Origin of the sequence: Moraxella sp. VT-16-12 (assembly GCF_002224245.2) — a bacterium.
GTDB lineage: Bacteria > Pseudomonadota > Gammaproteobacteria > Pseudomonadales > Moraxellaceae > Moraxella.
The window spans coordinates 175,436-201,282 of sequence record NZ_NKHK02000004.1 but is presented as its reverse complement, the minus strand read 5'-3'; the positions used below and the strand labels follow the sequence as shown (position 1 = coordinate 201,282).

Genomic DNA, 25,847 nt, shown 5'->3' with positions numbered 1-25,847 from the left:
TTGCTCAGATTTACAAAATACGAAAGGACGTGTTTTTCTCATATCTTTGCCAGTACAAAATAAGTGACATATTATTTCCAAAACATTGCTCAATCATAAAAATATGTTATCAAGCACAAATACGTCCTGCATTCTAAGGTAAAATAACTCATCACCAGTAAATTTGGGGATTGTCATGAGATATTTGCTCTTGTTGTCTGTTTTGTTGATGTCGGCTTGTGCCACCACACGCACCCTAAATGTCAAAGACTGCACAACGGCTGATTGGCAAGCGGTTGGTTATCAAGACGGCATTCGTGGGGCAAGCAGTCAGGTCATCTTACACCACACCCAAACTTGCCAAGGTCAAGCTACACCAAATCGCCAACTTTGGGAAACAGGTCGCCAGCAAGGTCTGGCTGAATACTGCACTCCTGCCAATGCTTATGATTTGGGACGCATGGGTCGCACCTTGACAGGCGTGTGTGAGCATAACTTAGATGAGCTACACCGTGCCAACATGATGGGGTTACAACAATACGAAATGAGCGAACGCATTAATCGTTTGCACTATGGCTATGGTGGCTGGGGCTATCTTGACCCTTGGTTTATGCCTTGGTGGTGGTGATACCAAGTTTTTTTGTGTTGATAATCAGCCGACATTGATACGCCTGACAGCCAGCTTCTATCAAGCCTGTCAGTTTTGGGGCAGGTTTTTCTAATAACACCGCCTGCATGAGCGTTTTGCCATCCGTGCCATAAATGGCGGTGGCTAGGGCATGGACTTTTTGGGCGTGGTTTTGGCTTTGCTCTTTAAATGCCACATCATCTTTGGGGCTGGCATGATACCACACCACTTCCATCACATCCTGCCCCATCACAACATACAAAGGGGCTTCATGATGGGCAGTATAGCGATAACAAGTGGCAGGGTTGCCATAAAAATCCATCGCATCATCAGCAGTTGCCACGCCCAAATGTGCCATGAGTGTCTTTGTTTCACGGCTTTTGGGGGAGATTGCCCAGCTTGACACATCATACACCACAGGCTCGGCAACAAAAGGCTCATTTTTGGCAGGCTTGGCATGAGATGGCACATCATTAGACATCATACGCCACACGCCCCAGAGTGCCACAGCCACCACAAACAGCCCCAAAAGTTTGATGATTTTTTTCATTATTATGCTCATTTTGCTATCAAAATGTCATTTTACCACTAAAATTCACCACTTAGAACACAAAAAATTATGCATCATTTTATCGTCATCGGCAATCCGATTAGCCATTCAAAAAGTCCTGCCATTCACACCGCTTTTGCTCAAAGTGTGGGACTAAATATCAGTTATCAGCGTCAGTTTTGCCCCAATGATTTTGACAGTTTTAAGGCAGTGATAGAAGCGTTTTTTTGTGGCGGCGGTGTTGGTGCAAACATCACCCTGCCTTTTAAAGAGATGGCATTTGACATCTGCCAAACCCACGGCTTGCTTAGCCACCACGCACGCTCGGCAGGTGCGGTAAACACACTCATGCTCAAAGATGGCAAACTGTTTGGTGATAATACAGACGGTCGTGGACTGGTGGCGGATTTAAACGCACATGATATTGATTTACAAGGCAAAAAAGTTGCCATACTGGGAGCAGGTGGGGCCACTCGTGGGGCAATTTTACCGCTACTAGAAAGTGGGGCTGATATTTTTGTCTATAATCGCACACCAGATAAAGCCAAACAGCTTGCCACAGATTTTCATCATCAAATCAGCCCTTATCCCCTAAGCGACCTATCAGGACATTTTGATGTCATCATCAATGCCACCTCTGCCACCACCACAGGACAAACCCTTGATTTGGGCAGTGTCTCGTCCGATGTCGCCTATGACATGATGTATGGCAAACCGTCCGCCTTTTTAAATCATTTTAAAAACGCCCAGCAAATTGATGGCTTTGGCATGCTCATCAATCAAGCCAAACTCAGCTTTGAGCTGTGGACAGCAAAGCAGATTGATTTGACACAAGAAAATTTGATAAAATCTTTAATCAAAATCAGACAATGATAAGCAATGTTGTGTTTTTAAACTTAGTGTTTTGAATTGGAGATGATGATGTTAAAACCCATCTTAATGGCAGGGCTACTTGGTGTGAATTTGTCAGCATGGGCAGTGGACTGGACGCCCTACTTAAAAAGCATGCAAAACGAATGCGATTTTTCCATCATTAACGTACCCACAAAAACACTTGGCGATGGCAACAAGACCAACATTCCAAAAAGTTTACAACCAAGCATTGTCAGCTATGCACACACCGATGAAAAAACGGACGTACGTTTAAAAAATGCCACCGCATTTGGACAACCCATCACTCGTGTTGTTACCGGATATCTAAACGGCGACACTTTTTTCTTGACAGTGCATTTTGCCAATGCCAATTTTACCCAAATCAAACCGCAATTTAGCATAGACGTTGATGGCAAAAGCTATGTTGTTGGCACAAAACAAGCATGGGGCGTTACTTATACAGAAACAGACCAAATAGATGAAGATGGCGAGCCTGTCATAGATACTTCTTATACACCCATCTCCCAACAGCAAAAACAGCAAGTTCAACGTCATCTTAGCAACGATGGTCAAGCCGCTTTTGATGCCTTGCTTGAAATCCATGAAAATGGTTGGCGATATGACACCGGAAAAGTATTTACATCTCTCAGCTTTGATGGCAAAAACAACAGCCTAAGTTGCCATCAGTCAATCTAACATCACGACATAGTGATAAAAAAACGGCTCTTGTGGTCGTTTTTTGTGTTTATTTATAATTATTTGTTTGCTATTGATATATAATTTATGAAAAATAGTTTTTAATCTTATCAAATGAGTCAAAATTAAGGTATAGTAGGAACATCACTCACCTCCAACAAAAGGAAATTTGTATGCTAAGCTATAAAGCTCCCATCAGAGATTTGCGTTTTTTATTTAATGAAGTCCTAAACTACCCCAAACACTACGGCGAACTAGACAGTGGCAAAAATGCCGACCCTGAAACGGTCAATATGATACTAGAAGGCTTTGGCGACTTTGCCGAAAACGTGCTGTCCCCCCTATACCAAACAGGCGACCAACAAGGCTGTACTTATAAAGATGGTAAAGTAACCACGCCTGATGGTTTTAAAGAAGCCTATGAGCAGTTTGTGGCAGGTGGTTGGCAGGGTATCAGCTATCCTGATGAATATGGCGGCATGGGTCTGCCAATGTCCTTAAACCTTGCCAAATCAGAGATGATGGGTTCGGCAAACTGGGCGTGGGCGATGTACCCCGGTCTGACCATTGGTTCGGTAAACACCATTTTACAATATGGCACAGCCGAACAAAAAACAACCTATCTGCCCAAACTTGTGAGCGGTGAGTGGAGTGGCACCATGTGTCTGACCGAAGCAGGTTGTGGTACTGACCTCAATCAAATGAAAACCTCCGCCACGCCCAAAGGTGATGGCAGTTACCTCATCAATGGCACAAAGATTTTTATCAGTGCCGGCGAACACGACTTGACGGATAACATCGTTCATATTGTGCTTGCTCGCCTGCCTGATGCCCCTGCTGGCACAAAGGGCATATCACTATTTATCGTACCAAAATTTTTGGTCAATGATGATGGCAGCTTGGGCGAACGCAACGGCGTAAACTGTGGCTCTATTGAGCATAAAATGGGCATTAACGCGTCTGCCACTTGTGTGCTAAACTTTGATGATGCGGTGGGATTTTTGATTGGTGAGCCAAACAAAGGTCTAAAAGCGATGTTTACCTACATGAACACCGCTCGCATTGGCACAGGTATGCAAGGCTTATCACACATGGATTTAGCATACCAAAATTCTCTGCCTTATGCCAAAGAACGCCGTTCTATGAGAGCGTTATCCGGCACAAAAGAGCCTAATCACCCTGCTGATGCCATCATTCATCATGCCGATGTTCGCCGTCTGCTTTTGACCCAAAAAGCCTTTTTGGAAGGGGCAAGAAGCATGGTTTATCACACCGCTCGCTATGCTGATAAACTCAGTGAAGCCGTCATCAAAGGCGACCAACAAGCGATAGAGCATTGGGATGATAAAATGGGCTTTTTTACCCCAGTATTAAAAGGTTTTTTAACTGAGCTTAGCATTGAGTCGGTCAAAAACGCCCAACAAATCTTTGGCGGTCATGGCTACATTAAAGAATGGGGCATGGAACAAATCGCCAGAGACGCTCGCATCAGCACGCTGTATGAAGGCACAACAGGCGTACAAGCCTTAGATTTATTAGGTCGCAAAGTCCTACTGCAAAGTCGTGGTAAGGTGGTGCGTGATTATACCGCAGGGATTATGAAATGGTGTGGTGATTATGCTCTTGATAAAAATATGCGTAAATACGTCTGGGCTTTAACCAAACTATGTGCCGAATGGAACGCCCTAACTTTACGTTTGGGCATCACTGCTCGCCGTAAAAACAAAGACATCATTTCATCAGCGTGTGATGATTACCTGATGTATTCAGGCTACATCATGATGGCATATCATTGGGCAAGAATGGCAGCCGTTGCCTTTGATAAGATGAAAAATGGTGGCAATGAACCACATGAGTTTTATCTTGCCAAAACCCAAACAGCAGAGTTTTATTTTGCCAAAATCCTGCCACGTACCCAAGGACTTGCTGAGAGCATGACCGCTCCTAGTGAAGTAATGACCGATATGGCAATTGAAAATTTTATCATTGATTAACGTTCTAAAACCACCCATCTTTGGGTGGTTTTTTTATATCTTGTAATAAAAACCATGACAACCCTTAGCACACTTGAACTGATGATGGTGCTACTACCCATCATTTTTATGCTACATGACTTTGAAGAAATCATCATGTTTCGCTTATGGCTAAGGCACAATCATAACGAATTACAAAGACGTTTTCCCTACTTTGAAGCATTTTTAACAAGACATCATATTTTTGATTACACCACCGCCACTTTTAGTATCGCCATCGCTCATGAATTTTTGTTGATTTCGCTAGTGTGTTATCTTGCCATCTATCTACAAATGCCCCACTGGTGGCTGATGACTTTTGCAGGTTTTTTTGTGCATTTGCTCATTCATGTGGCACAGTGGCTGATTTATGGCAAATACATTCCCGCCATCATCACCACACTACTGGCACTGCCTTACTGTGTCTATACTCTTTATGAATTTATCAATGCCAATTTGCTCACACCCAGTCAGCTATTTTTATGGGCAGTCATTGGCATTGTCTTAATGACATTTAGTATACCTTTGGCGTTTTTTTGGGCAAATATTTTTCATCACCGCACTCACTCATAAGTACAAAACATCCGCCCATGTCAGTCCATATTTTGCCAAATATTTAACAAACGGTCGCTGTCGTTGGGGCTGTTTTTATCTTGGTGCGACACATCAAAAAAAGCACTTGCCCCACACAAAAACCGTCATAATGGCGGTTTTTGTCATATTAGACGGTCAGGGACACACCAATCATCGCCATTTGCTTTTAAGTCAGTGTCTTTTAAGCTAAAATAGCACATAAATACAAGCCCCAAGCGAGACACCATGACCCAAGTGATAGCCCAACTTGAAGCCATCTACAAAAAACCCTTAGACGACATGGACGAAGAAGAGCTTTTGACTGCCGTAGAAGCATGGGACGATGAAGATAATTTTTTACCCATCATCAATTTGATGGACGAGCTACCCATTTACTATCGCAGTCCGCTACTGCTGATGGAACAAGCTCGGGCGTGTATTAATTTATATTGGCAAAACAAAACTGCCGATAACATTCCCTATCTGCACAAGGCTTTACAGATTTATAAAGACGTAGAGCCATTTATCGCACCTGATGAAAAACAGTGGCATTATCACGTTGGCTATGTGTATTTTTATCTTAATGACCCCATCAATGCCCAAAAACATCTAAGCTACTCCCAAGATTATAAAGATGAGCATGAACTGCTTGCCAAAATTAATCATGCCCTAACCAAAAACATCAGCACCCACGAAGCTGACTTAGGTGGACAAGGTGGCATAGAGTATGTGCTAGAAGATTTTTTTAACACCCTTGGTCATCATGCTCCCAAAGTGCAACTTAGTTTTAATCCGCCTGCCAGCGAAGATGAGATTAACGCTTTTGAAGCACGTCTTGGGCTAAATTTGCCTGATAATTTTCGCACTTTGTATCGCATTTTTAATGGTCAAAAGTTTGGCGTACGTTTTTCCAATAAAAACACCTTGCACCGCTTTTTAAACCTAGAAGAGATAGAAATGGTCAAACAGCAATACATCAAAAAGCTGTGCCAAGAATATGGTGATGACTGGCAAAACATTCGTCTGCCACGCACCAATGTGGTGTTTGGCGACCACATCAAAAATCGCTTATATCATCACGCTTGGCTACCGATTGCCATGAGCGAAGAAGACCCAGACAACCTAGATGAGATGAGTCTTTTATGCTTAGATTTAGACCCAAACACCGAAGGTCAAATCGGACAACCAATTGCCGTGCATTTTGATGAACTCCCTGAATTTTATCATGTATTGTCTTGTTATCCTAGTTTGCAGTCTTTGTTTTATCAGCTTGTTCATGATATGGACAGCGACCGCCTTATCTATGATGAAGAAGCTTTGTGCTTAATAGAAAAAGACCCCACGCCCACCAAACAAAAAAGCGACACCTATTTTTATACCCACGCAGAAAAACAAGCCTTGGAGCGGTATATCACCGACACTTTTGGAGCAATAGATGACGTGTTTCACGAAATCATCTCGGTGGACATAGAATGTAGTATTTATGTCATCAAACCCACCGATGCCCAACCTTATTACACACTCATCACAGGGGGCATGGGTGCTTACCAGATGAACACACCAGACATCAACACCCCAAGTCGTGCCGAACTCATCATCAGAGTGCCTGTGGACTGGGATTTGACCAGCAATAAAGAAAAAGACTACTGGCCGATACGTTGGTTAAAAAACCTTGCTCGTCAGCCTTTGCACCAAGACAGTCATCTTGCTAGCGGTCATACCCTAACCACCTACACGCTGGCAGATACCAACTTTGAAGGATTGTTGCTTTTGGAAGCGGATAATCAATACGACAACATCGCCTGCACCATGCTCTCTGATGATAAATTTATCCTGTTTTATCAGCTTATCCCACTTTATCGCCAAGAACTGCAATACAAACTAGACCACGGATTGATGTCGCTCATGCAAAAACTAGAACAAGCAGGCATACCCTATCCGCCTGTTGTGGACAGCCATCGCCCAAATGTTTGTGCTGATTACCAACCAAAAGATGAGACCCTATCGGTATTTGATGGATTATTTTGGACATTTGACCACGTGGTTTATGATGAACTAAGCGACTTTTATGAAGCGGTGTACAATCGCAACAACGAGCTTGACAATCCACTTTTGCAGTTTGACCCTTTGCAGATATTATTTGACAACAGTTGCGTGTATGTCATGTATGAGGCGTATCTTGAATTTGGTGAGGATTTACATGAGCATGAATTTTTGGAAAATCCCCACATTTTAACCAACAAATACGATGACCACCCACAAGCCGTCTCCATCATCAGCAAAATATGTAGCGACACAAACGGTCAGATGGGTGCGTTAGAACTGCTACATAAAGTACATAACAGTCTTGCAAATAAACGCATTGGCGAGCGGGTGTTTTTTGAAGGGTTTTATAAAATCGGTGTCATCAATGATGATGACGAAGACGTGCCTGTCTTGACGATTTTATTGGGCAGTTAAGCCAAATGAAGTGGTGCGTGGCAGGCTTTCACGCCCCAAAATTCTCACCACACGACCATTTTCAAAAAAGATACTCATGTATTGACTGGCGTTTTTTACGTTGGGTTTTTTGGCTTTTTTGCCATCTGTGCCTGCGGTGTAGTCATACAAATAATCAAAGCGGTCAGGGTTTAGGGTATCACGCAATGCAGGACTGCCAAGCAGATATAGAACTTGGTCAGCAGTCATGCCAACTTTGATTTGATTGGCTTGGGCTGCGGTAATGGGCGTGCCTTGGGGCAAATCAATGGTGTAAACACGAAACACCGAGCAACCCGCCAGCACCGTCATGCTCGCCAATAAGGGCAATGATTTTATTAAAGATTTCATAAGCATTTTTCCAAAAAATTTTTTCCATATTAAAACACAAGTAGCCAAATATGCAAGTGTCTTTTTATCCATTGTGATGATTTAAATTTTAAATTTGGCTTTTTTGATGATAATGGGGTGTAAAATTAATAAAATTGTGGTAAATTAGGGAGATATTTTTAAACAATAATAGGTATCATCATGTCCTTTACTAATAAAGATTTACGCAAAGTCGGTCTCAAAGTTACCCTACCTCGCATCAAAATCCTAGAACTTTTAGAAAATGCTGAACATCACCACATGAGTGCCGAAGATGTCTATAAAGCCCTTGCCAACCAAGGTGAAGATGTGGGACTTGCCACAGTGTATCGTGTTTTGACGCAGTTTGAACAAGCAGGCATCGTAGAGCGTCATAACTTTGAAAATAACCTGTCTGTATTTGAGATTGTTCAAGATGAACATCATGACCATCTGGTGTGTGATGTGTGCGGCAAGATTGAAGAGTTTCACAATGCCACCATTGAAGCAGAGCAACACAAAGTCGCTGACGAATACGGCTTTAAACTGTCAGCTCACTCTTTGGTGCTGTATGGGGTATGTAGCAACGAAGACTGCCAAAAAACCCTAGAAAAAGACAAAGACAAAACCCAAAAATAACACACCATCAAAGACTGGCAATGCCAGTCTTTTTTATCAATGATAGTCCGCCATATCAATGGAGAGTTTGTCCGCCCCCTCATCAAGGTTGCCTTTTTTGGCGTGCTTACTTTGCAACTTGATTTGCAAGCGTAAATCGTTGGGGCTGTCAGCGTGTTTGATGGCATCTGCATAGGTGATTTGCTCTGTTTCATACAAATCAAATAGCGCTTGGTCAAAAGTCTGCATACCAATATCTCGTGAGCGTTTCATGACAGGCTTAATCTCATGAATCTCACCTTTGCGGATATAATCAGCAATAAGCTGTGTGCCTAGCAAAATCTCAATAGCAGCACGGCGACCTTTGCCATCTGGGGTGGGTATCAACATCTGAGCGATGATGGCTCTTAGATTTAGTGATAAATCCATAAAAAGCTGTCCGTGTCTGTCCGCTTCAAAAAAGTGGATAATACGGTCAATGGCTTGGTTGGCGTTGTTGGCGTGCAAAGTGGCAAACACCAAATGCCCCGTTTCGGCATACTGAATGGCATAGCTCATCACCTCACGGTTACGAATCTCACCAATCAAAATCACGTCAGGGGCTTGACGCAGGGTATTTTTTAGCCCTTCTTCAAAAGAAAAAGTATCAATCCCAACCTCACGCTGAGTAACAATACAGCCTTTATGCTCATGCACATACTCAATGGGGTCTTCAATGGTGATGATATGTCCACGAGAATGCTCATTACGATAGCCCATCATCGCCGCCAGCGTGGTAGATTTACCTGTACCTGTCGCCCCTACCAGTAGAATAATGCCACGCTTTTTCATGGCAAGCTCATTTAAGATGGGGGGCAGTTTTAGGTCTTCTGTGGTGGGGATATGCGTTTCAATCTTACGCAACACCATACCTGCCTTATCTCGCTGAATGAACGCTGACACACGAAAACGAGCGGTTTCATGACGGTCAGAGATGGCAAACTGACATTCATGTGTATTTAAAAACTCATCTTTTTGCTTATCGGTCATAATCCCTGTAACTAACGCCATCGTTTGTTCGGCAGTTAAAGGGGTTTTACCCATTGGCAAAATCGTGCCATGCACCTTTAATGAAGGTGGCACGCCTTCGGTGATGAACAAGTCAGAGCCATTTTTGGCAATCATCACCTGTAATAATTTATCAAAATCCATAGATTACTCTTTTAAATTTTTATTTTTTCAATTAAAAAAATGACTCTGGCTGTTTGGCATACACACGAGCCGTCTCTTTGGTGATGGTGCGAGTTGCCACCAGATTTTTTAGGGTTTGGTCAAGCGTAATCATGCCTTCACCTGCCCCTGTCTGAATGGCAGAATACATCTGGGCGACTTTATTTTCACGAATCAGGTTACGAATGGCGGGTGTGCCAATCATAATCTCATGAGCTGCCACACGCCCACCGCCCACTCGTTTAAGCAGAGCCTGAGAAATGACCGCTTGCAAAGATTCAGAAAGCATGGCCCGAATCATGTCTTTTTCGGCGGCAGGAAACACATCAATCACACGGTCAATGGTCTTAGCAGCAGAGTTGGTATGTAGCGTACCAAACACCAAATGCCCTGTTTCTGCCGCCGTCAAAGCAAGGCGAATGGTCTCCAAATCTCGCATCTCACCCACCAAAATCACGTCAGGGTCTTCACGCAATGCTGAACGCAAAGCCGCTTCAAAACCCAAGGTATCACGGTGAACTTCACGTTGGTTAATCAGTGATTTTTTGGATTCGTGGACAAATTCAATGGGGTCTTCAATGGTGAGAATGTGTTCTTTGCGAGTTTCGTTGATGTAGTTAATCATCGCTGCCAGCGTGGTGGATTTACCTGAGCCTGTTGGGCCTGTTACCAGCACCACGCCACGCTTAAAATCAGAAACTTTTTTAAAGACAGGGCCCATGCCCAAATCATCCATCGTCAATACCTTAGATGGAATGGTACGAAATACCGCCCCTGCCCCACGGTTTTGGTTAAACGCATTGACACGAAAACGAGCAAGGTTTGGAATCTCAAAAGAAAAGTCAGTTTCCAAAAATTCTTCGTAATCAGCACGCTGTTTATCATTCATGATGTCATAAATCAGCTTATGCACGGTAGAATGGTCCATCTCAGGGGTGTTGATACGCACCACTTCACCATCTACACGAATGACAGGTGGCATACCTGCCGACAAGTGCAAGTCAGATGCTTTATTTTTGACCACAAAACGGAGCAAATCTTCAATGCTAGGACTTGACATAATACTACCTTTTATCTTTTTTAAATACCACTTATTAAACCACGCTCACGCCGATGAGACAAGCCATTTTGTGCCAAAGTTTATGCCATTGATGGTAATTTTTGCTAAAATATGTTGTTTGATTGTAATCACAAGGATAAGCCATGACCAACGACTCATTATTGGCACACTATCACGCCACCAAAGACAAACTTGACGCCCACAACGCCACTTACCACGCTCACGCCACACTCATCGCCGTCTCAAAAACCCACCCAGACCAAGCCATCAGAGAGCTTGTGTCTGTTGGTCAGCGTGATTTTGGTGAAAATTATCTGCAAGAAGCACTCGCCAAAATGGCAAAACTGTCGGATTTGCCCATCATTTGGCACTATATTGGGCACATTCAACGCAACAAAACCAAAGACATTGCCACGCATTTTGATTGGGTGCAGACGGTAGAACGCACCATCATCGCTGAACGTCTGAACAATCAACGCCCTGATGGCTTGCCCCCTTTAAACGTGTTGATACAAATCAACATAGATGATGAAGATAGCAAATCAGGCTGTCAGCCCCATGAAGTTGATAAGTTGGTGGCATGTATATTAAATCTGCCAAAACTGTCTTTGCGGGGCTTGATGATTATTCCTAGCAAAGATGGCACGGATGCTTTTGCTTGCACCAAAGCGATGTTTGATGAGCTAAAATCCAAGTATGATTTGCCAAATTTTGACACGCTGTCTATGGGCATGAGTGGCGACATGGAGCAAGCGGTCGCTTGTGGCTCAACCATGGTGCGAGTAGGGACAAACATCTTTGGACAACGCCCCTACGCACATTCACCACTTAACAGCGTATCACAGCCCTAGCACAATCAGGCTATAAGGACGCCTTGGCATTTTTTAGCATACCATCAATCAACAACAACGCTTCATCACGCTCGGTGGTGTAGTAGTCTTCGTTGTTTTGTAGAGTGCTGATTTGGTCATACATTTCAAGACAAGTCAGCACAAGCAGCTCTTCATTGCTTGGCAGTTTGCCCTTGATACTTTGGCGGATACTGCGTAATTTTTCATTGATGTATGCTGCTGCCATCTCCAAATGACGCACTTCACCGACAGGACAAACAATGCGGTGATGTGTGCCTGCAATACTAACATCCACAGGCACCACGTCAGGCTTGGCTTTTGGGGGAGCGGCAGGCTTGGGGTTCATCACAGGCTCGTTTTGTGGCGGGGCAGTCTTTTGGGACTGTGTGGCAGAGTCAGCAATATCATTGATGGGATGTTCATCAGTGGCATTACTGGTGTTTGTGTCGCTTAACGTTTGATTTTGTGTGTGGTTGTTGGTGTTTTGAACGACTTGACTTGGTGTTTGGCGGTCTTGTTCTGGGGCGGTCTGCTGGGGAGCTTGGGGTTTGGGGTTTGGGGTTTCATCTTGTGTCATGTTGTGTGCAGAAGGGCGATTCATTTTTATGTTAAGTTTTTTACTGGCTTCAAAAGCTTCTAAGGGATTCATTTTGTCTCCAATTATTCTGTAATGATAAAAACCAATCCAACGATTTAGTCGGCACGGTCAATCTTAGCCAGCCAATTTTGAATCACTTCGGCACGACTGATGGCAAGAGAATTTTTTTCGGTCAGCTCAGTGTTTTGTATGAGCAAAGCTTGGTTTTGTTCATGCAGCTCGGTATTTTCTTTTTCAAGATTGGTATTGGCGGCGGTCAAAGTCGCAATGGCTTCTTTGGCGGTTTTTAGCTCTGCTTGTAATGCGTGAAGTTGATGGGCGGTGGTGTCTTGTGAGACTTTATTTTTTAGGCTAATAAGTTCGGTAGCGGTAATGTGATAGCGTTCTTTTAGCTCAGCGATGGTTTGTTCAAGCAATTTTAGTTGGGTAATCATACAATATTCCTGATGGCAACACAATCAATCAACTTGTTTGCCAATTTATTTGGGGACTAACTCTAAAATACATGGTTAGGGCATATCTGCTGGGCTGTTTGCCACTTGTATGAATAATTTGAAACACATCATAAATGGTTGGTCATGACAAGTGAAGCAATACCACGCAAGGCTGATACGCCCTAATATCATAGCATGATTTTTGGGTTTTTTCTGTCAATTTTTTTAAAAAATCCCTTGATTTTCCGATAAATGCAAGCATTTAGAAACTTTTTAGACAAAAGAGTAAAACAGAAGATGAGCGATTTTTTATCAGGCTGGCAAGATTGGCAAACGGCGTTTCAAGACTGGCATGATGTCTCCATCAGCGAACTGCACGGACTGATGAGTGCCATCATGACCGCCTGCCAACCCACCGACACAGATGGTTGGACATTGATTTTACAAGAGCTAAGTTTTGATGTGCCAAATTTAGAGGCACTCACTTTGCTAAGCGAATATGCCGAAGATGTGAGCTTTATGCTCAAAGATAACGATGACGCTTATGGTTATGAGCCACTTGTGCCTGATGATGAGCATGAACTTTCTGAACGCTTTTTGGCATTAAAAGACTGGGCAGGTGGCTTTATCACAGGGCTTGGCGTGGCAGAAGTGGCATTATCCGCTGATGAAAACGAACAAGTCGCCGACCTTGCCAAAATCGCCAGTATCCGACCTGATGAAAATGACGAATTTGATGGCGATGAAGAAGGGTATTTGCATTTGTTTGAATTTGCTCGCATGGTGCCTGTGCTGTTGTTTCGCAAAAATCGCAAAAATATCAAAGAACTCTCCATCATCAAAGGCTTATCGCCCGAGCGACTGACCGCCCAAGAACACCAACAAGAAAAACAGCTTCCCCCTGTGTTTGATGTCATGCAAAAACAATGATTTTTATAAAAAAGTTTGTTTTTTGACCAAAAATTCATCGGTTAATGGCAAACTTTATCTTTTAAATCATTTAAAAACAGATAAAACCAAACCAACTAAAATGGCATATCATCACCCGTTATGTGCTCTGGCTCTGGTTCTGGCTGAAATGTTGGCATGACTTTAATGGTGATGTTTGGGGTGGGACGATAATTTGGCTGATATGTCTTTGTGTGGCCATCAACAGTCAGCTCATAATGATGATAGCGATTATCAGGAGCACATCTTAACACATCTTGGACTTGGGGCAGCTCATAAAAACCTTGATACAACCCACGCACACCAAATTTGGCAATGGCATCTTTTTGGCGTACGACCAGCTCATTCAACAGCTCGGTACTCATGCTGACCTGACACCACTCCAATGACAGTTGTTTTTGTAGTGCTACAAACGGCGATGTGGGACTTTTGCACAAAATATCTTTTAGCTGGTCATCTGTCAGCTCATTCATACGAATAATCCGCCCTATCCGCCCTGACAGCTCATCAGGCAACCCATACTCAGACAATCCCACCAAATTCATCGGTGTGGCGGTTTTGTGTGGTGTGGCGGTAAAACCAATGGGTGCGTTATCTTGGTGCATGCCAAAACTGCCACCCAAGATAAACATCATGTGATGGGTGGGTATGCCCTTGTCATCTTTGACCGGAAAATCGCTGCTGCCTTCTATGATGGTTAAAAGCTCAGTCGCTAACGCCCTATGCCAATCTCGCACGCTGTTTGTGCCTTCCAAAAACAGCTTATCAAACTCATCAAAAAACACCACACTAAATTGTGCAAGGCGTTCATTTTTCGCTTGGCTTAAAAGCATCTCACCAATGTCCGCCAGCGTCATGCCCTTAAAGCCACTATTGCTCATGTGGGTGGCGTTAATCACCAAAAAATTTACGCCCGTCATCTGACACAAAGTCTTTATCAAATGCGTTTTGCCACTGCCTGTTTTGCCTGTGATAAATAGTGGGGCTTTGTTGATGGTGGGTGGGGCTGTCAGCTTGGTTTGTTCAAAGTGGTTTTTTTGTTGTATGGCTTGTTTGTGGTCGTGTTTTAGGTGAAATTTTTGCAGTCGCAGATGATAATACAATGGCACGCACAATGCCATGAGTGGCTCATCTTGATACAAAATGGCGTGGCGTGCTTGCTCAAATAGCTCATCAGGAGACTTAAACTCACTCACCCCAAAATCTCCACAAGCTCGCCTTCCACCAAATGCATGCTGATGGCATGGGTGATTTTGACATTGACAAATTTGCCTAGTAGCTCATCACCTCCATTAAAAATCACCGAACGGGTGTTATCCGCTGTGCCGTGTAGATAACCTTCACGGCGGTTGGCACGCTCCTCCACCAGCACGCGGACAACTTGACCAACCATAGAGCGAGTTTTGGCAAAAGTAGATGCTTTGATGACTTCCTGAAACATCGCAAGGCGAGCCTTTTTGGTTTCAAAGCTGACATTATCAGGCAAATCAGACGCTGGTGTGCCGGGACGTTTTGAATAAATGAAACTGTATGAATGGTCAAAATCAAGCTCTTTGGCAAGGTTTAAGGTATCAGCAAAATCTTGGTCGCTTTCATTGGGAAAACCGATAATAAAATCACTAGACAAATGCAAATCAGGACGAATGGCTCGCAGTTTGGCGATTTGAGTGGTATAAACATCAATGGTGTGGTTACGTTTCATCGCCGCCAAAATCGCGTTTGAGCCACTTTGTACAGGCAGGTGCAAATGCGACACCAGTTTTGGAATGTGTTTGTAGGCTTCAATAATGTCATCAGTAAACTCCAAGGGGTGGCTTGTAGTGTAGCGAATCCTTTCAATGCCCTCAATGTGCGACACATAATAAAGCAGCTCACTAAAACGACAAATGGTGCCATCATCTTTTTGACCACGATAGCCATTGACGTTTTGACCAAGTAGGTTAATCTCACGCACGCCCTGCTCTGCCAGACTGTCAATCTCCGCTAGCACATCGTCCAAGGGGCGAGACAGCTCCTCACCGCGGGTATAAGGCACCACACAAAACGAGCAGTATTTAGAACAGCCCTCCATGATGGACACAAAGGCTTTGTAACCTTCTACTTTTGGCTCTGGCAAAAAGTCAAATTTTTCAATGCTTGGAAAAGACACATCCACCACACCAATGCGATTTTTGGGCGTGGGAGCGTCCACTAATTTGGCTTGTTTGGTGGTGGATTCGTACAGCTCTGGCAGACGATGCAAAGTCTGCGGCCCAAACACCATGTCCACATAAGGGGCTCGTTTTTGGATGTTATCGCCTTCTTGGCTAGCAACACAGCCACCCACACCAATGACCAAATTGGGATTTTTTTCTTTAAGTTTACGCCAGCGACCCAGCTCACTAAACACCTTCTCTTGGGCTTTTTCACGGATTGAGCAGGTGTTCATAATCAGCACATCAGCTTCGTTAATGTCGCGGGTAACCACCATACCATGAGAGTCGCCCAGCACATCACCCATTTTTTGGCTGTCGTATTCGTTCATCTGACAGCCTTGGGTAACGATAAAGACTTTTTTGGGGTGGCTGTTTTGGCTTGGGACAGGTTCACCGATTTGATAGAGTGATTGGGCAGGGTTGGGGGCAGGTTGGGTGGTTTTTTGAAAGTCTTTGGGGTTAAAGGTTTGAGCGGTCATGGTTTTCTCCAAGGGCTTCTAAACACACAGGTGCGTTTTGGTAACTAATGGCACTAAAATCAATAAAATAACAGAGTATTATAGCATAAGTTTGTATATAAGTCTTTGATTTTTGTTATAATTACACAAAGCACCTTTTGGACTTGGTCATGACCTTAAAACAACTCATCAATCACCCTTATTGTTATCGTGCCATCTTTTTTGTGGGAGCAATTCAATTTGCTGTGTTGGGCAGTGTAAAGATTTTTAAAGCAACGCCAGACTTGATTTATGTGGCGACATATCTAAGTTTGGCAGTCATGTCATTGATAGAATGTGTGTATTTACGATTTGTCGTTACACAAAACGACATGGCAGGGCAAGGGGAGCATTTGGCAGATACCCCAGCTTTTGCCAGATATGTATGGTGGTTTGGCTGTGTGGTGGTGGTTTTGGCGATACTTTGGCGTACTTTTATATAATGATTATTTTTTAATCAAATATAAATGATGTGGCGACATGATTGACGTGGCAATTTTGCTTATTACTTGCTAAAATGCCTGAATTTTTACCAATTTCATACAACCTGCACAGCTTAGGCAAAGATAATTTGTTAAGCTAACAATATTTGTACCCCAAAAGGCTTCTTATGAAAACTTCCCCACTTTCTCATCTGTTTTACAAAACCGCCCTTGCTCTATCTTTGGCAAGCTTAGGTTTGGTGGCGTGTGCTGATTATCAATATGATACCAGTGTCTATCAGTTTATGGAAGCTGAACGCCAAAAAGCAAGCCCCAACGCCATGTATCAGTATGAGCAAAGTATGCAAGGCACGCTTTTTGCGATGTATCCGACTTATTGGCGACTGAATTATAATCTGTCTAGCCAATCGCCTGATACCGTCAATGCTTTTGTCCGCCAATATCCCAGTAATGTCATGAGCGAAAAACTGGCTGCCGACTATGCCGAAACCAAAGCTCGCCAAGGTGATTATGCCAGCGTGCGTGCCGTAGCTCACTCCATAGAAAATGCCGATGCATCCGAAGCCTGTGCCATCGGTCTTGGTTTTAATCATGCAGGGGATGCTCGTGCCTTACACCAAAAATCAGAAGTTTGGCTAAATACCAACATCAAGCAGTCTTTGTGCGACAAACTTGCCAGCGAAATGGCAAACAACCCACGCATAACTCGCACTGACCGCCAAGAACAGCTTGTTCGCATGATACGCATTGATGGTCGTCAGCTGTCTAGCCGTCAGCCTGCCACCGATAAAATCAGCGACATTGTTAATTTGGCTCGCTCTCTTGGACTGGCGATTGATTATGGCACCCTATCAAGCATCAAAGCCAACCCCAACGCCTTTTTAACGCAATTTGCCACATCGCCATACAGCGAAACCAACCAATATCTATACATCTATGCCATCAGCCAGCTAGCACATCGCTCTTATTGGCAAGCCCAGCAACAACTTAGCTTTGACATCAATGCCGATAATGCACACCCCCAAAAACTGCTCTCTGACATGGCAAAACGCTATGCGTGGCGAAGCATTGCTGTCAAACGCATGAACATGAATACCGATGATGGCTTTAATATGGAAGCGGTAACTTGGTTTAGAAATAGCCAAGGTGAACCGTTTAACTATGAAGAAGCCGAAGATTACGCCCAAGTGGCGATTTATTTTAGCCAATGGGCGGACGTGGCATTTGCCATTGAAGCGATGAGCATGGACAAACGTAGCGAACGCATTTGGCAGTACTGGCTTGCTCGTGCCTACGAACAAACTGGCAAACAAAACCAAGCTCGCCAGCTATATGGCAGTTTGGCAAACAAGCTGGACTACTATGGTCTGCTCGCCAAAGACCGCATTGGGCAACGCCTGTCCATCTCTGATATTGGTGGCAATCAACTGCCTGCCATCAGTGCAAGAGATGCCGACCGTGTCATGAAAGACGCCAATTTTGCTCGTGCTTTTATGCTCATGCAAAATAATGCCAATCCTGAACACATCCAACGTGAATGGAACTGGGCGGTACGCAACGCCACCAAGGCAGGCGACCATGCACTTATCATCGCTGCTGCCAAAAAAGCTCACGACATGGGCGTCTATAATCGCAGTATCTATGCAGCAGAATATCTGCACGACAAAAATCCAAACGCCAAAGTAAGTGCTTTATCGCACCCCACACCCCCCATTTATCAGCACAGCTTTATGAATCACAGTCGCAATGTTGGTATTGACCCTGCATGGGCATTAGGCATCACTCACAAAGAAAGCCGTTTTCAACCCAACGCCAAATCTGGTGTGGGGGCTGGTGGTTTAATGCAAATCATGCCTGCCACCGCCAACATGATTGCTCGTAAAATCGGCAGCAGTGGCAATGCCACCAATCCTGACACCAACATTCGCTATGGCACATGGTATCTGTCTGACAAAGCCCGAGAGTTTAACGGACAAATCGCCCCTGCCACCGCCGCTTATAACGCTGGCTCAAACCCTGTCAAAAAATGGCTGCCCAAACATGGCACCATCTCTGCTGACCAGTTTGTAGAAGCCATTCCCTATTTTGAGACTCGTGATTATGTCAAACAAGTGATGACCAATGCCACTATTTACAGCACACTCATGGGGCAACCCATCTCCATCACTCAGCGTATGGGCAATGTATCGCCATCGTGGTAATTTAAGCTAAAACCGCCTAATCATGGGCGGTTTTTTGACAACCACTCGCTTTGCTTTGAGTAACCCATCAAATAAACTGGCAAAATGATTTTTATCATCAATCATAACGCCCAAAAAATCTTTGCCAATCTCCCAAAAAATATGCTAAACTAGGGTGATTTTGCAATGTTCAAATGGTTTTGAAATTGTAAAATTACCCCAATTTTCTCCCATTTTTAAGGATAAATCATGAGCAAACAACCCGTTCGTGTTGCCGTAACTGGTGCGGCTGGTCAAATCGGTTACAGCCTACTGTTTCGTATTGCATCAGGTGAGATGCTTGGCAAAGACCAACCTGTGATTTTACAACTACTAGAAATCCCTAACGAAAAAGCACAACAAGCCCTACAAGGCGTTATCATGGAGCTTGATGACTGTGCATTCCCACTGCTTGTGGACGTGATTGGCACAGATGACCCAAATGTGGCATTTAAAGACGCTGACTATGCCCTACTTGTGGGTGCTCGTCCCCGTGGACCTGGTATGGAGCGTGCTGACCTGCTTCAAGAAAACGCCAAAATCTTTACCGTTCAAGGCAAAGCCCTAAATGATGTGGCTAGCCGTGATGTCAAAGTCCTAGTGGTCGGTAACCCAGCAAACACCAACGCCTACATCGCCATGAAGTCAGCCCCTGATTTGCCTGCCAAAAACTTCACTGCGATGCTTCGCCTTGACCACAACCGTGCTTTGACCCAAGTTGCCAAAAAGACTGGCAAAGCCGTCAAAGACATCAAAAACTTGACCGTTTGGGGTAACCACAGCCCAACCATGTACGCTGACTATCGCTTTGCCACCATTGATGGCGAGTCTGTTAAAGAGATGATTAACGACCAAGAATGGAACGCCAACGTGTTCTTGCCCACCGTAGGCAAACGTGGTGCTGCCATCATTGAAGCGCGTGGCTTGTCATCAGCCGCTTCTGCTGCTAACGCTGCCATTGACCACATGCGTGATTGGGCACTTGGCTCAAACGGCGAATGGGTAACCATGGGCATCCCATCTGATGGCTCTTATGGCATTCCAGAAGGCGTGATGTTTGGTTTCCCTGTTACCACCGAAAACGGCGAATACACCATTGTTCAAGGCTTAGAGATTGATGAGTTTAGCCAAGAGCGTATCAACATTACGCTAAATGAACTTGAAGAAGAGCGTGCAGCGATTGCTCATTTGCTCTAAGGTTATTATAACCAAAAACACTCCTATCGCATTAGGGGTGTTTTTTTATCCTTAAATCACAATAAAAAGTTTTAAAAATTAAAAAAATAATTCATTTTATTTATTATTGATAAATTATCTTTATCATGAGCGATGCTAGCATTTGGTGTTTACAAAAGTTGCGTATTAATTTTATAGTTTGACAACAATAATGATATAAAATACATCATTCATTCCCCAACTTTTGTTACAATCAACACAACACCAACCAAGGAGCACTTATGCTAGGCGATACCGATTACACCATGAATGATTTATTTGCTCAACTTGGGCTTGATAGCTCTGACGAAGCGATTGAAACGTTTATCCAAAACAACCAACTACCTGAAAATACCAGCCTAAAAGAAGCCCCGTTTTTGGATGAACAACAAAAAATGTTTATCTGTGAAGAGTGGAAACGTGATGCTGTTTGGTCGCTGGTGATAGATGAGCTAAACGCCCGTTTGCACGAAAGCTGATAAAAATCCTTGGATTTTAATCCTTTTATTATCCGCACCCACCAAAACCTATCGTACCTTGACCGCATCAAGCTATTGATGATGGTGGCAATGACGGTGGGTCATTTGGCATGGGCATTTGTGCCAACCGATACTCTACTGTCAGAGCTGTTGCACTTTTTTGGGCGATTGACCATACCATTGGCGTGTTTTTTGGTGGTGATAGGATTTAGGCTAAGTCGCAACATAACAGGCTATGCTCGCCGTTTATTTGGCTTTGGCTTATTAGCTCAGCTGCCTTTTGCAGTTTATATATACCCACTGATGGGCGATGATGGATTGTTGGCAAATCCTTGGCTAATTTTTTATTATGGCAACGTGCTGTTTACGCTTGGATTTGGGCTACTTACTCTTATCATCTTAACGCACCTTCACCGCACACGCAGTTATTTTTATGGCTGTGTTTGTTTTGCCTTACTTGCTTTATTATCCACTTGGTCAGATTGGGGTATGTTGGTGATTTTTTGGGTGGGGGCAATTTATTATGCTGGGGCGATGGGCTTTTTGGTGATGACTTTGCTGCTGTTTGGTTTGTCTTTTGCTGGTCAAAATCACCCCATCATCACACAGTATATCGCCCCACTTAACACCAAAAGCCTGATGGATTATGGCGTGTTTTTAAGCGTACCAATCATGTTGTGGTATGAGCAAAATCAACACAAATCACCCACGCATTATCGGCTACCTAGACTGCTGTTTTATTGGTATTATGTGGGGCATTTGGTGGTGATAAGTGTGCTGGTGTTTTTTATCAAACACACCTAAGATGACAGCTTTTTAATGGTGGCTTTGGTTTTTGCTTTACGGCGACTCATGGGGTCATCAGACAAAGCACGATAAATCTCCACCCTATCCCCATCAACCAAGGGCGTATCAGTGCGTTTTTTGACACTATAAATCCCAACATACCATGCCTTATGATTGGGTGTGGCATCAGCATTTTTGGTCAGCCACTCATCAAAATCACCAAGCTCAACCAATGATAACACACCGCTTTGCCTGATGGCTTGTGCCAAGGTTGTGCTTTGTGATACCGTCATTTCTTGATAAAAAGGCTCACCCACACTTGGGGCATAAGCAACACTAATGGTTATTTGAGCCACTCTATCACCCAACCCATCATTGCCAATACTACCGCCAATGGCACAACCAAACGCACCAAAATTCGCCAAATGTTATAACGCCCTTCTGTTTTAAAATTGAAAGTTTTGCGTAAATGGCTGATTTTCATGCCAAATCCTGAAAAAACGGACAATACCACTACTGCCACCAAGCTGACCATAACAAGCATCATCAGCACCACTTTGGCAGGAATGGCACTCAGCAGCAACACGCCCACCACCGTCGTGCCAGCCCCCATCATCAGCCCAAAACGCCCCATCAGCTCACGCATGGCATAATGCACCAAAAATCCTGCCACCAGTAGCACGCCCAAACTAGACACCAAAAATGATGTCGGCGTTACAAAAGCACTACTCACCAAAAGAGCAAATGACCCAAAAACAATCTGAGTCAGCCAAATTGGTAGAATAAAACCTGCCAATGATTTTTTATTTTCATAAATAATGCGGCTAGATTGACCGCCACCAAACCAATACAAACCTGTTCCCACACCCACCGAAATGAGTGCCAGTGAGACCGCTTTTGCCCATTCGCCAAAGCCAATCTTGGTCATGGCAGGCACGCTGATTTCACTACCTAAGCCCCCATCAAACAACGAAATGAGTGAGCCTATCAGCACAAGCACCAACCCCACAGGCAAAAGACGAGACTTTAACACACTTAAAATCAGCACCACCACCATCAGCCCCATGCTCAGCCCAAAACTTGGCACGGATAAATCTAGCTGTGGTAAATGTTGTATGACGCCTGCACCAATATGAGCGGTCATGTCTGAGGCAATCAGTATGGCAACCAATACCGACAGCCCTGCAAATATTCGCCAAATCAGCTTGGCATCTGCTTCTCGGGTAAGTTTTTGCATGCCTGTCCACACACCATCACCACTACGAGCAGACAGTGCTGACTCAGCAAATAAAATCGGCAAACCCACCACCGTCATCGCCACCAGCCACAACAGCCAAAAATCCAACTCATGAGCCATGCTCGGAGCGATTTGTCTGACAAACAACAACGGCAACGCACACGCCACCAAAAAAACAGTATAACGATGAAACATGATTTTATCCATACAATGACTTTAAGCGTCTGTACTTATCTTTTATCTGTCATATCATAACAAACTGACGATATGAATGTAATGACTGGTATTGTAACACACCTAACGACAAAAAACCCCAATACAGGGGCTTTTTGGGTGTCTGTGGCTTAGTGAACTGCGGTCAAAAACTCTGACAAAATCTTAATGTCTTTATCAGACAGTTTGGCAGCAACCATTTGCATCATGCCTTTTTCACCTTTTTTGGCACTGTCATTGGTACGCACTTGTTCGGCAAGCAAACCTTCATCTTCACGACCTGCGGCACGGAACAGTTTAAGTTGTGTGGCAAGATAAGTGGCGTGCTGACCACCCAAACGGGGGAATGTCGCCCACTCATTACCTGCCCCTTTGGGGTCATGACAGCCTGCACAAGGAATGATACCACGAGTTTTATCACCACCTAGGTAGAGCTTTTGGGCAGCAGCAGCAGTCGCTTTATTACCATAACCTGGCATCCAAGGAGCTTGCTCAGCATAATATCCTGCAACATTCGCCAAATCTTGCTGAGTTAATCCAACAAGCTGAGCTTCCATGATGCCGTTTTTTCTTGCCCCTGTTTTAAAATCCACAAGCTGTTTGTAGAGATATTTGACATTTTGACCGCCTAAATTAGGCTGAGCTGGGGCGACCGACACACCATTTGCACCATGACAAGCGGCACAGTTGGCTTCTACAATCGCTTTACCTGCTTGCACATCATAAGCAGGAACGGTGGCTGACATGGCAGATAAGCTGGCAAAACCAAAACCTGTGGCAAGGACAACTTTAAATAAAGTATGGGCTAAAAGGGATTTTGCAGGTTTCATAACAATTTCCTACTAACTACTGGGGCAACCCCCAAGTCTTGGGTTTTGTTGAAATGAGTGTCCGAAAAAAGCAACGAACTTCAAAAAATTTTAAAAAATACGCCTTATTATAGCAAGATTTTTTTAAATTTGCCTATAAAAAATGTGGTTTTAGTAACATTTTTTAAAACAAAGATAAAATTTGTACGATTTTGGATAAACCGATTCACTCTTAGACTTGATGATGTCATCGCATTTGCTTTGGGCAGATACCACCACCAGCCCAAAAAACATTCATTATTTTTTATTTTTATCAGTCTGGCAAACACACATTTATCGCTATTTTTGCCCTTTCATGATACACTATTTTTCAATCATCAACACCTTTAACACCCATGAACACCGCCGAGTATCTTAAACACATCCGCCAAACCAGCTTTGCCTTATCCGCCCCCACCCTTGCTTTGTGTCCGCCCGATACAGGCTTTGAAGTGGCATTTGCAGGACGCTCCAACGCTGGCAAATCATCCGCCATCAACACCATCACCCACCAAAAACAGCTTGCCCGCTCGTCCAAAACCCCCGGACGCACACAAATGATTAACTTTTTTCATGTGGGCAGTGAGCAAAGTCGCCTTGTGGATTTGCCAGGTTATGGCTACGCCCAAGTGCCAGAAGCGATGAAAATCAAATGGCAAAAAGAACTAGAAAACTATCTGGTCAATCGCCAAAGCCTTGTGGGGCTGGTGCTTTTGACCGACATTCGCCATCCCTTAAAATATTTTGATGAACAAATGCTCCACTGGGCAAAAGACGGCAAACTGCCTGTACACGTTTTATTAACCAAGGCAGATAAATTAAAGCGTGGGGCTCAAAAAACTACCCTTTTGACGGTTAAAAAACAACTGCAAGCCCTTGATTTGCCATTTTCTATCCAGCTATTTTCGGCACTTGATAAGCAGGGAATTGATGAATTGGCAGACGTGCTGGGCGACTGGCTGCATCTACAAGAAACCACCCAATCCACCCACACAACCGAGCAAATGGACGACAGCCATGACAGCTAACTTATCCCAAGGCACGCTTTATGTGGTTGCCACGCCGATTGGCAATCTGTCCGACATCACCACTCGTGCCATTGATACCCTAAAATCGGTGGACATCATCGCCTGTGAAGACACACGCACCAGTGCTAAGCTGCTACAATTTTTTAACATCACCACCCCCACCACTGCCTATCATGAACATAATGCTGACACACAGACCGCAAAACTGGTTGAAACGTTAAAAAGTGGCAAAAACATCGCCTTGATTTCGGATGCTGGCACACCACTTATCTCTGACCCTGGGTTTCGCCTTGTCAAAGCTTGTCATGATAACGATATCACCACTGTACCCATCGTTGGGGCGTGTGCTGTGATTGGGGCGTTGTCGGTAGCGGGTCTGCCCAGTGATAAGTTTAGCTTTGTGGGTTTTTTGCCTGCCAAACAGCACGGCAGAATTGAAACTTTAAAAAGCCATCAAAACAGCCGTGAAACCTTGATTTTTTATGAAGCACCGCACCGCATTGGCGAATGTTTGTCTGACATGGTCGCTGTGTTTGGGGCAGAGCGTGAAGCGACACTTTGCCGAGAGCTGACCAAGACTTTTGAGACGATTAAAAAGCTGCCACTGGGCGAATTGTCCGCCTTTGTCAAAAACGACCCCAACCAACAACGTGGCGAGATGGTGCTGGTGGTGGCAGGCAATACCAACAAACAAGTCAGCACCGATTATGACACGTGGCTACTTGCCATCGCCAAAGAGCTACCGCCCAAAAAAGCAAGTGCGATTGTCGCTGACGTTTTGGGGCTTAAAAAAAGCGTGGTGTATGACAGACTGCTGATGCTACAAAAGTAA

General features: G+C 44.1%; 27 protein-coding genes. 16 read left to right on the top strand and 11 right to left on the bottom strand.

Annotation, left to right across the window (positions count from 1 at the left end):
• The first annotated feature begins 175 nt into the window (after nucleotides 1–175).
• Nucleotides 176–607, top strand: a complete 432-nt coding sequence (locus tag CEW93_RS05280; RefSeq protein WP_089538900.1) for a DUF2799 domain-containing protein — start codon at nucleotides 176–178, stop codon at nucleotides 605–607.
• Here the strand turns inward: CEW93_RS05280 and CEW93_RS05275 are convergent.
• A complete protein-coding gene (locus CEW93_RS05275) occupies nucleotides 588–1,157 on the bottom strand; it encodes a hypothetical protein (protein ID WP_089538899.1) in 570 nt (189 codons plus the stop codon). The two genes, CEW93_RS05280 and CEW93_RS05275, sit on opposite strands and share 20 nt — an antisense overlap.
• 66 nt (nucleotides 1,158–1,223) lie before the next feature.
• Between CEW93_RS05275 and aroE the strand changes: the two genes are divergently transcribed.
• The 5 genes from aroE (at nucleotide 1,224) to CEW93_RS05250 (ending at nucleotide 7,771) form a co-directional block, all read left to right on the top strand.
• Nucleotides 1,224–2,030 carry a shikimate dehydrogenase gene (gene aroE, locus CEW93_RS05270; RefSeq protein ID WP_186727903.1) on the top strand — a complete coding sequence of 269 codons (807 nt, stop codon included), beginning with the start codon at nucleotides 1,224–1,226 and terminating at the stop codon, nucleotides 2,028–2,030.
• A gap of 48 nt (nucleotides 2,031–2,078) precedes the next feature.
• On the top strand, nucleotides 2,079–2,726 hold the full coding sequence (locus CEW93_RS05265; protein ID WP_089538897.1) for a hypothetical protein: 648 nt from the start codon (nucleotides 2,079–2,081) through the stop codon (nucleotides 2,724–2,726).
• A 173-nt stretch (nucleotides 2,727–2,899) separates the two neighbouring features.
• Complete coding sequence (locus tag CEW93_RS05260) at nucleotides 2,900–4,720, top strand: acyl-CoA dehydrogenase C-terminal domain-containing protein (protein WP_089538896.1); 1,821 nt, start codon at nucleotides 2,900–2,902, stop codon at nucleotides 4,718–4,720.
• Between the two features lie 54 nt (nucleotides 4,721–4,774).
• Nucleotides 4,775–5,311, top strand: coding sequence for an HXXEE domain-containing protein (locus CEW93_RS05255; RefSeq protein WP_222432722.1), 537 nt, complete (start codon nucleotides 4,775–4,777; stop codon nucleotides 5,309–5,311).
• A gap of 246 nt (nucleotides 5,312–5,557) precedes the next feature.
• Nucleotides 5,558–7,771 (top strand): suppressor of fused domain protein, encoded by a 2,214-nt coding sequence (locus CEW93_RS05250; protein WP_089538895.1) that lies wholly within the window; start codon nucleotides 5,558–5,560, stop codon nucleotides 7,769–7,771.
• Here the strand turns inward: CEW93_RS05250 and CEW93_RS05245 are convergent.
• Nucleotides 7,757–8,146 (bottom strand): outer membrane protein assembly factor BamE, encoded by a 390-nt coding sequence (locus CEW93_RS05245; RefSeq protein ID WP_370511936.1) that lies wholly within the window; start codon nucleotides 8,144–8,146, stop codon nucleotides 7,757–7,759. The two genes, CEW93_RS05250 and CEW93_RS05245, sit on opposite strands and share 15 nt — an antisense overlap.
• 174 nt (nucleotides 8,147–8,320) lie before the next feature.
• Between CEW93_RS05245 and fur the strand changes: the two genes are divergently transcribed.
• Entirely contained in the window at nucleotides 8,321–8,776 is a 456-nt protein-coding gene (fur, locus tag CEW93_RS05240) for a ferric iron uptake transcriptional regulator (RefSeq protein ID WP_089538893.1), read from the top strand.
• A 36-nt stretch (nucleotides 8,777–8,812) separates the two neighbouring features.
• On the opposite strand, the gene CEW93_RS05235 is transcribed toward fur, so the two are convergent.
• A complete protein-coding gene (locus tag CEW93_RS05235) occupies nucleotides 8,813–9,946 on the bottom strand; it encodes a PilT/PilU family type 4a pilus ATPase (RefSeq protein WP_089538892.1) in 1,134 nt (377 codons plus the stop codon).
• Nucleotides 9,947–9,977: 31 nt separating this feature from the next.
• Entirely contained in the window at nucleotides 9,978–11,024 is a 1,047-nt protein-coding gene (locus CEW93_RS05230; protein ID WP_089538891.1) for a type IV pilus twitching motility protein PilT, read from the bottom strand.
• A gap of 143 nt (nucleotides 11,025–11,167) precedes the next feature.
• Here CEW93_RS05230 and CEW93_RS05225 point away from each other — a divergent pair, with 143 nt between their 5' ends.
• Complete coding sequence (locus CEW93_RS05225; protein ID WP_089538890.1) at nucleotides 11,168–11,875, top strand: YggS family pyridoxal phosphate-dependent enzyme; 708 nt, start codon at nucleotides 11,168–11,170, stop codon at nucleotides 11,873–11,875.
• A 10-nt stretch (nucleotides 11,876–11,885) separates the two neighbouring features.
• Here the strand turns inward: CEW93_RS05225 and CEW93_RS05220 are convergent, their stop codons facing one another.
• Together CEW93_RS05220 and CEW93_RS05215 are read right to left on the bottom strand one after the other, a co-directional pair.
• Nucleotides 11,886–12,524 carry a cell division protein ZapA gene (locus CEW93_RS05220; protein WP_089538889.1) on the bottom strand — a complete coding sequence of 213 codons (639 nt, stop codon included), beginning with the start codon at nucleotides 12,522–12,524 and terminating at the stop codon, nucleotides 11,886–11,888.
• A gap of 44 nt (nucleotides 12,525–12,568) precedes the next feature.
• On the bottom strand, nucleotides 12,569–12,907 hold the full coding sequence (locus CEW93_RS05215) for a hypothetical protein (RefSeq protein WP_089538888.1): 339 nt from the start codon (nucleotides 12,905–12,907) through the stop codon (nucleotides 12,569–12,571).
• Between the two features lie 297 nt (nucleotides 12,908–13,204).
• On the opposite strand from CEW93_RS05215, the gene CEW93_RS05210 reads away from it, so the two are divergent.
• Nucleotides 13,205–13,837 (top strand): UPF0149 family protein, encoded by a 633-nt coding sequence (locus tag CEW93_RS05210; protein ID WP_089538887.1) that lies wholly within the window; start codon nucleotides 13,205–13,207, stop codon nucleotides 13,835–13,837.
• A 95-nt stretch (nucleotides 13,838–13,932) separates the two neighbouring features.
• Here the strand turns inward: CEW93_RS05210 and CEW93_RS05205 are convergent, their stop codons facing one another.
• Together CEW93_RS05205 and miaB are read right to left on the bottom strand one after the other, a co-directional pair.
• The gene (locus tag CEW93_RS05205) at nucleotides 13,933–15,051 is read right to left on the bottom strand and encodes an AAA family ATPase (protein ID WP_089538886.1); all 1,119 of its coding nucleotides are present in this window, start codon (nucleotides 15,049–15,051) and stop codon (nucleotides 13,933–13,935) included.
• Nucleotides 15,048–16,529 carry a tRNA (N6-isopentenyl adenosine(37)-C2)-methylthiotransferase MiaB gene (miaB, locus tag CEW93_RS05200; protein WP_089538885.1) on the bottom strand — a complete coding sequence of 494 codons (1,482 nt, stop codon included), beginning with the start codon at nucleotides 16,527–16,529 and terminating at the stop codon, nucleotides 15,048–15,050. Before miaB ends, CEW93_RS05205 begins: the two co-directional genes overlap by 4 nt.
• Before the next feature lie 149 nt (nucleotides 16,530–16,678).
• Here miaB and CEW93_RS05195 point away from each other — a divergent pair, with 149 nt between their 5' ends.
• The 5 genes from CEW93_RS05195 (at nucleotide 16,679) to CEW93_RS05175 (ending at nucleotide 21,707) form a co-directional block, all read left to right on the top strand.
• Nucleotides 16,679–16,990, top strand: coding sequence for a hypothetical protein (locus CEW93_RS05195; RefSeq protein ID WP_089538884.1), 312 nt, complete (start codon nucleotides 16,679–16,681; stop codon nucleotides 16,988–16,990).
• 167 nt (nucleotides 16,991–17,157) lie between these two features.
• Nucleotides 17,158–19,191 carry a lytic transglycosylase domain-containing protein gene (locus CEW93_RS05190; protein WP_089538883.1) on the top strand — a complete coding sequence of 678 codons (2,034 nt, stop codon included), beginning with the start codon at nucleotides 17,158–17,160 and terminating at the stop codon, nucleotides 19,189–19,191.
• A gap of 228 nt (nucleotides 19,192–19,419) precedes the next feature.
• The gene (locus tag CEW93_RS05185; RefSeq protein ID WP_089538882.1) at nucleotides 19,420–20,406 is read left to right on the top strand and encodes a malate dehydrogenase; all 987 of its coding nucleotides are present in this window, start codon (nucleotides 19,420–19,422) and stop codon (nucleotides 20,404–20,406) included.
• A 260-nt stretch (nucleotides 20,407–20,666) separates the two neighbouring features.
• On the top strand, nucleotides 20,667–20,903 hold the full coding sequence (locus CEW93_RS05180) for a DUF2789 family protein (protein ID WP_089538881.1): 237 nt from the start codon (nucleotides 20,667–20,669) through the stop codon (nucleotides 20,901–20,903).
• 9 nt (nucleotides 20,904–20,912) lie between these two features.
• Entirely contained in the window at nucleotides 20,913–21,707 is a 795-nt protein-coding gene (locus tag CEW93_RS05175) for a TraX family protein (RefSeq protein WP_089538880.1), read from the top strand.
• Here the strand turns inward: CEW93_RS05175 and CEW93_RS05170 are convergent.
• The 3 genes from CEW93_RS05170 to CEW93_RS05160 all read right to left on the bottom strand — a co-directional run bounded on the left by CEW93_RS05170 (nucleotide 21,704) and on the right by CEW93_RS05160 (nucleotide 23,969).
• Nucleotides 21,704–22,045 (bottom strand): RnfH family protein, encoded by a 342-nt coding sequence (locus tag CEW93_RS05170; protein WP_186727899.1) that lies wholly within the window; start codon nucleotides 22,043–22,045, stop codon nucleotides 21,704–21,706. The two genes, CEW93_RS05175 and CEW93_RS05170, sit on opposite strands and share 4 nt — an antisense overlap.
• Nucleotides 22,033–23,121, bottom strand: coding sequence for a hypothetical protein (locus CEW93_RS05165; RefSeq protein ID WP_089538878.1), 1,089 nt, complete (start codon nucleotides 23,119–23,121; stop codon nucleotides 22,033–22,035). Before CEW93_RS05165 ends, CEW93_RS05170 begins: the two co-directional genes overlap by 13 nt.
• A 149-nt stretch (nucleotides 23,122–23,270) precedes the next feature.
• Complete coding sequence (locus tag CEW93_RS05160; RefSeq protein ID WP_089538877.1) at nucleotides 23,271–23,969, bottom strand: cytochrome c; 699 nt, start codon at nucleotides 23,967–23,969, stop codon at nucleotides 23,271–23,273.
• Between the two features lie 374 nt (nucleotides 23,970–24,343).
• Between CEW93_RS05160 and yihA the strand changes: the two genes are divergently transcribed.
• Together yihA and rsmI are read left to right on the top strand one after the other, a co-directional pair.
• Nucleotides 24,344–25,015: a ribosome biogenesis GTP-binding protein YihA/YsxC gene (gene yihA, locus CEW93_RS05155; RefSeq protein WP_089538875.1), complete on the top strand. Its 672-nt coding sequence runs from the start codon at nucleotides 24,344–24,346 to the stop codon at nucleotides 25,013–25,015.
• Entirely contained in the window at nucleotides 25,005–25,847 is an 843-nt protein-coding gene (rsmI, locus tag CEW93_RS05150) for a 16S rRNA (cytidine(1402)-2'-O)-methyltransferase (RefSeq protein WP_089538874.1), read from the top strand. Before yihA ends, rsmI begins: the two co-directional genes overlap by 11 nt.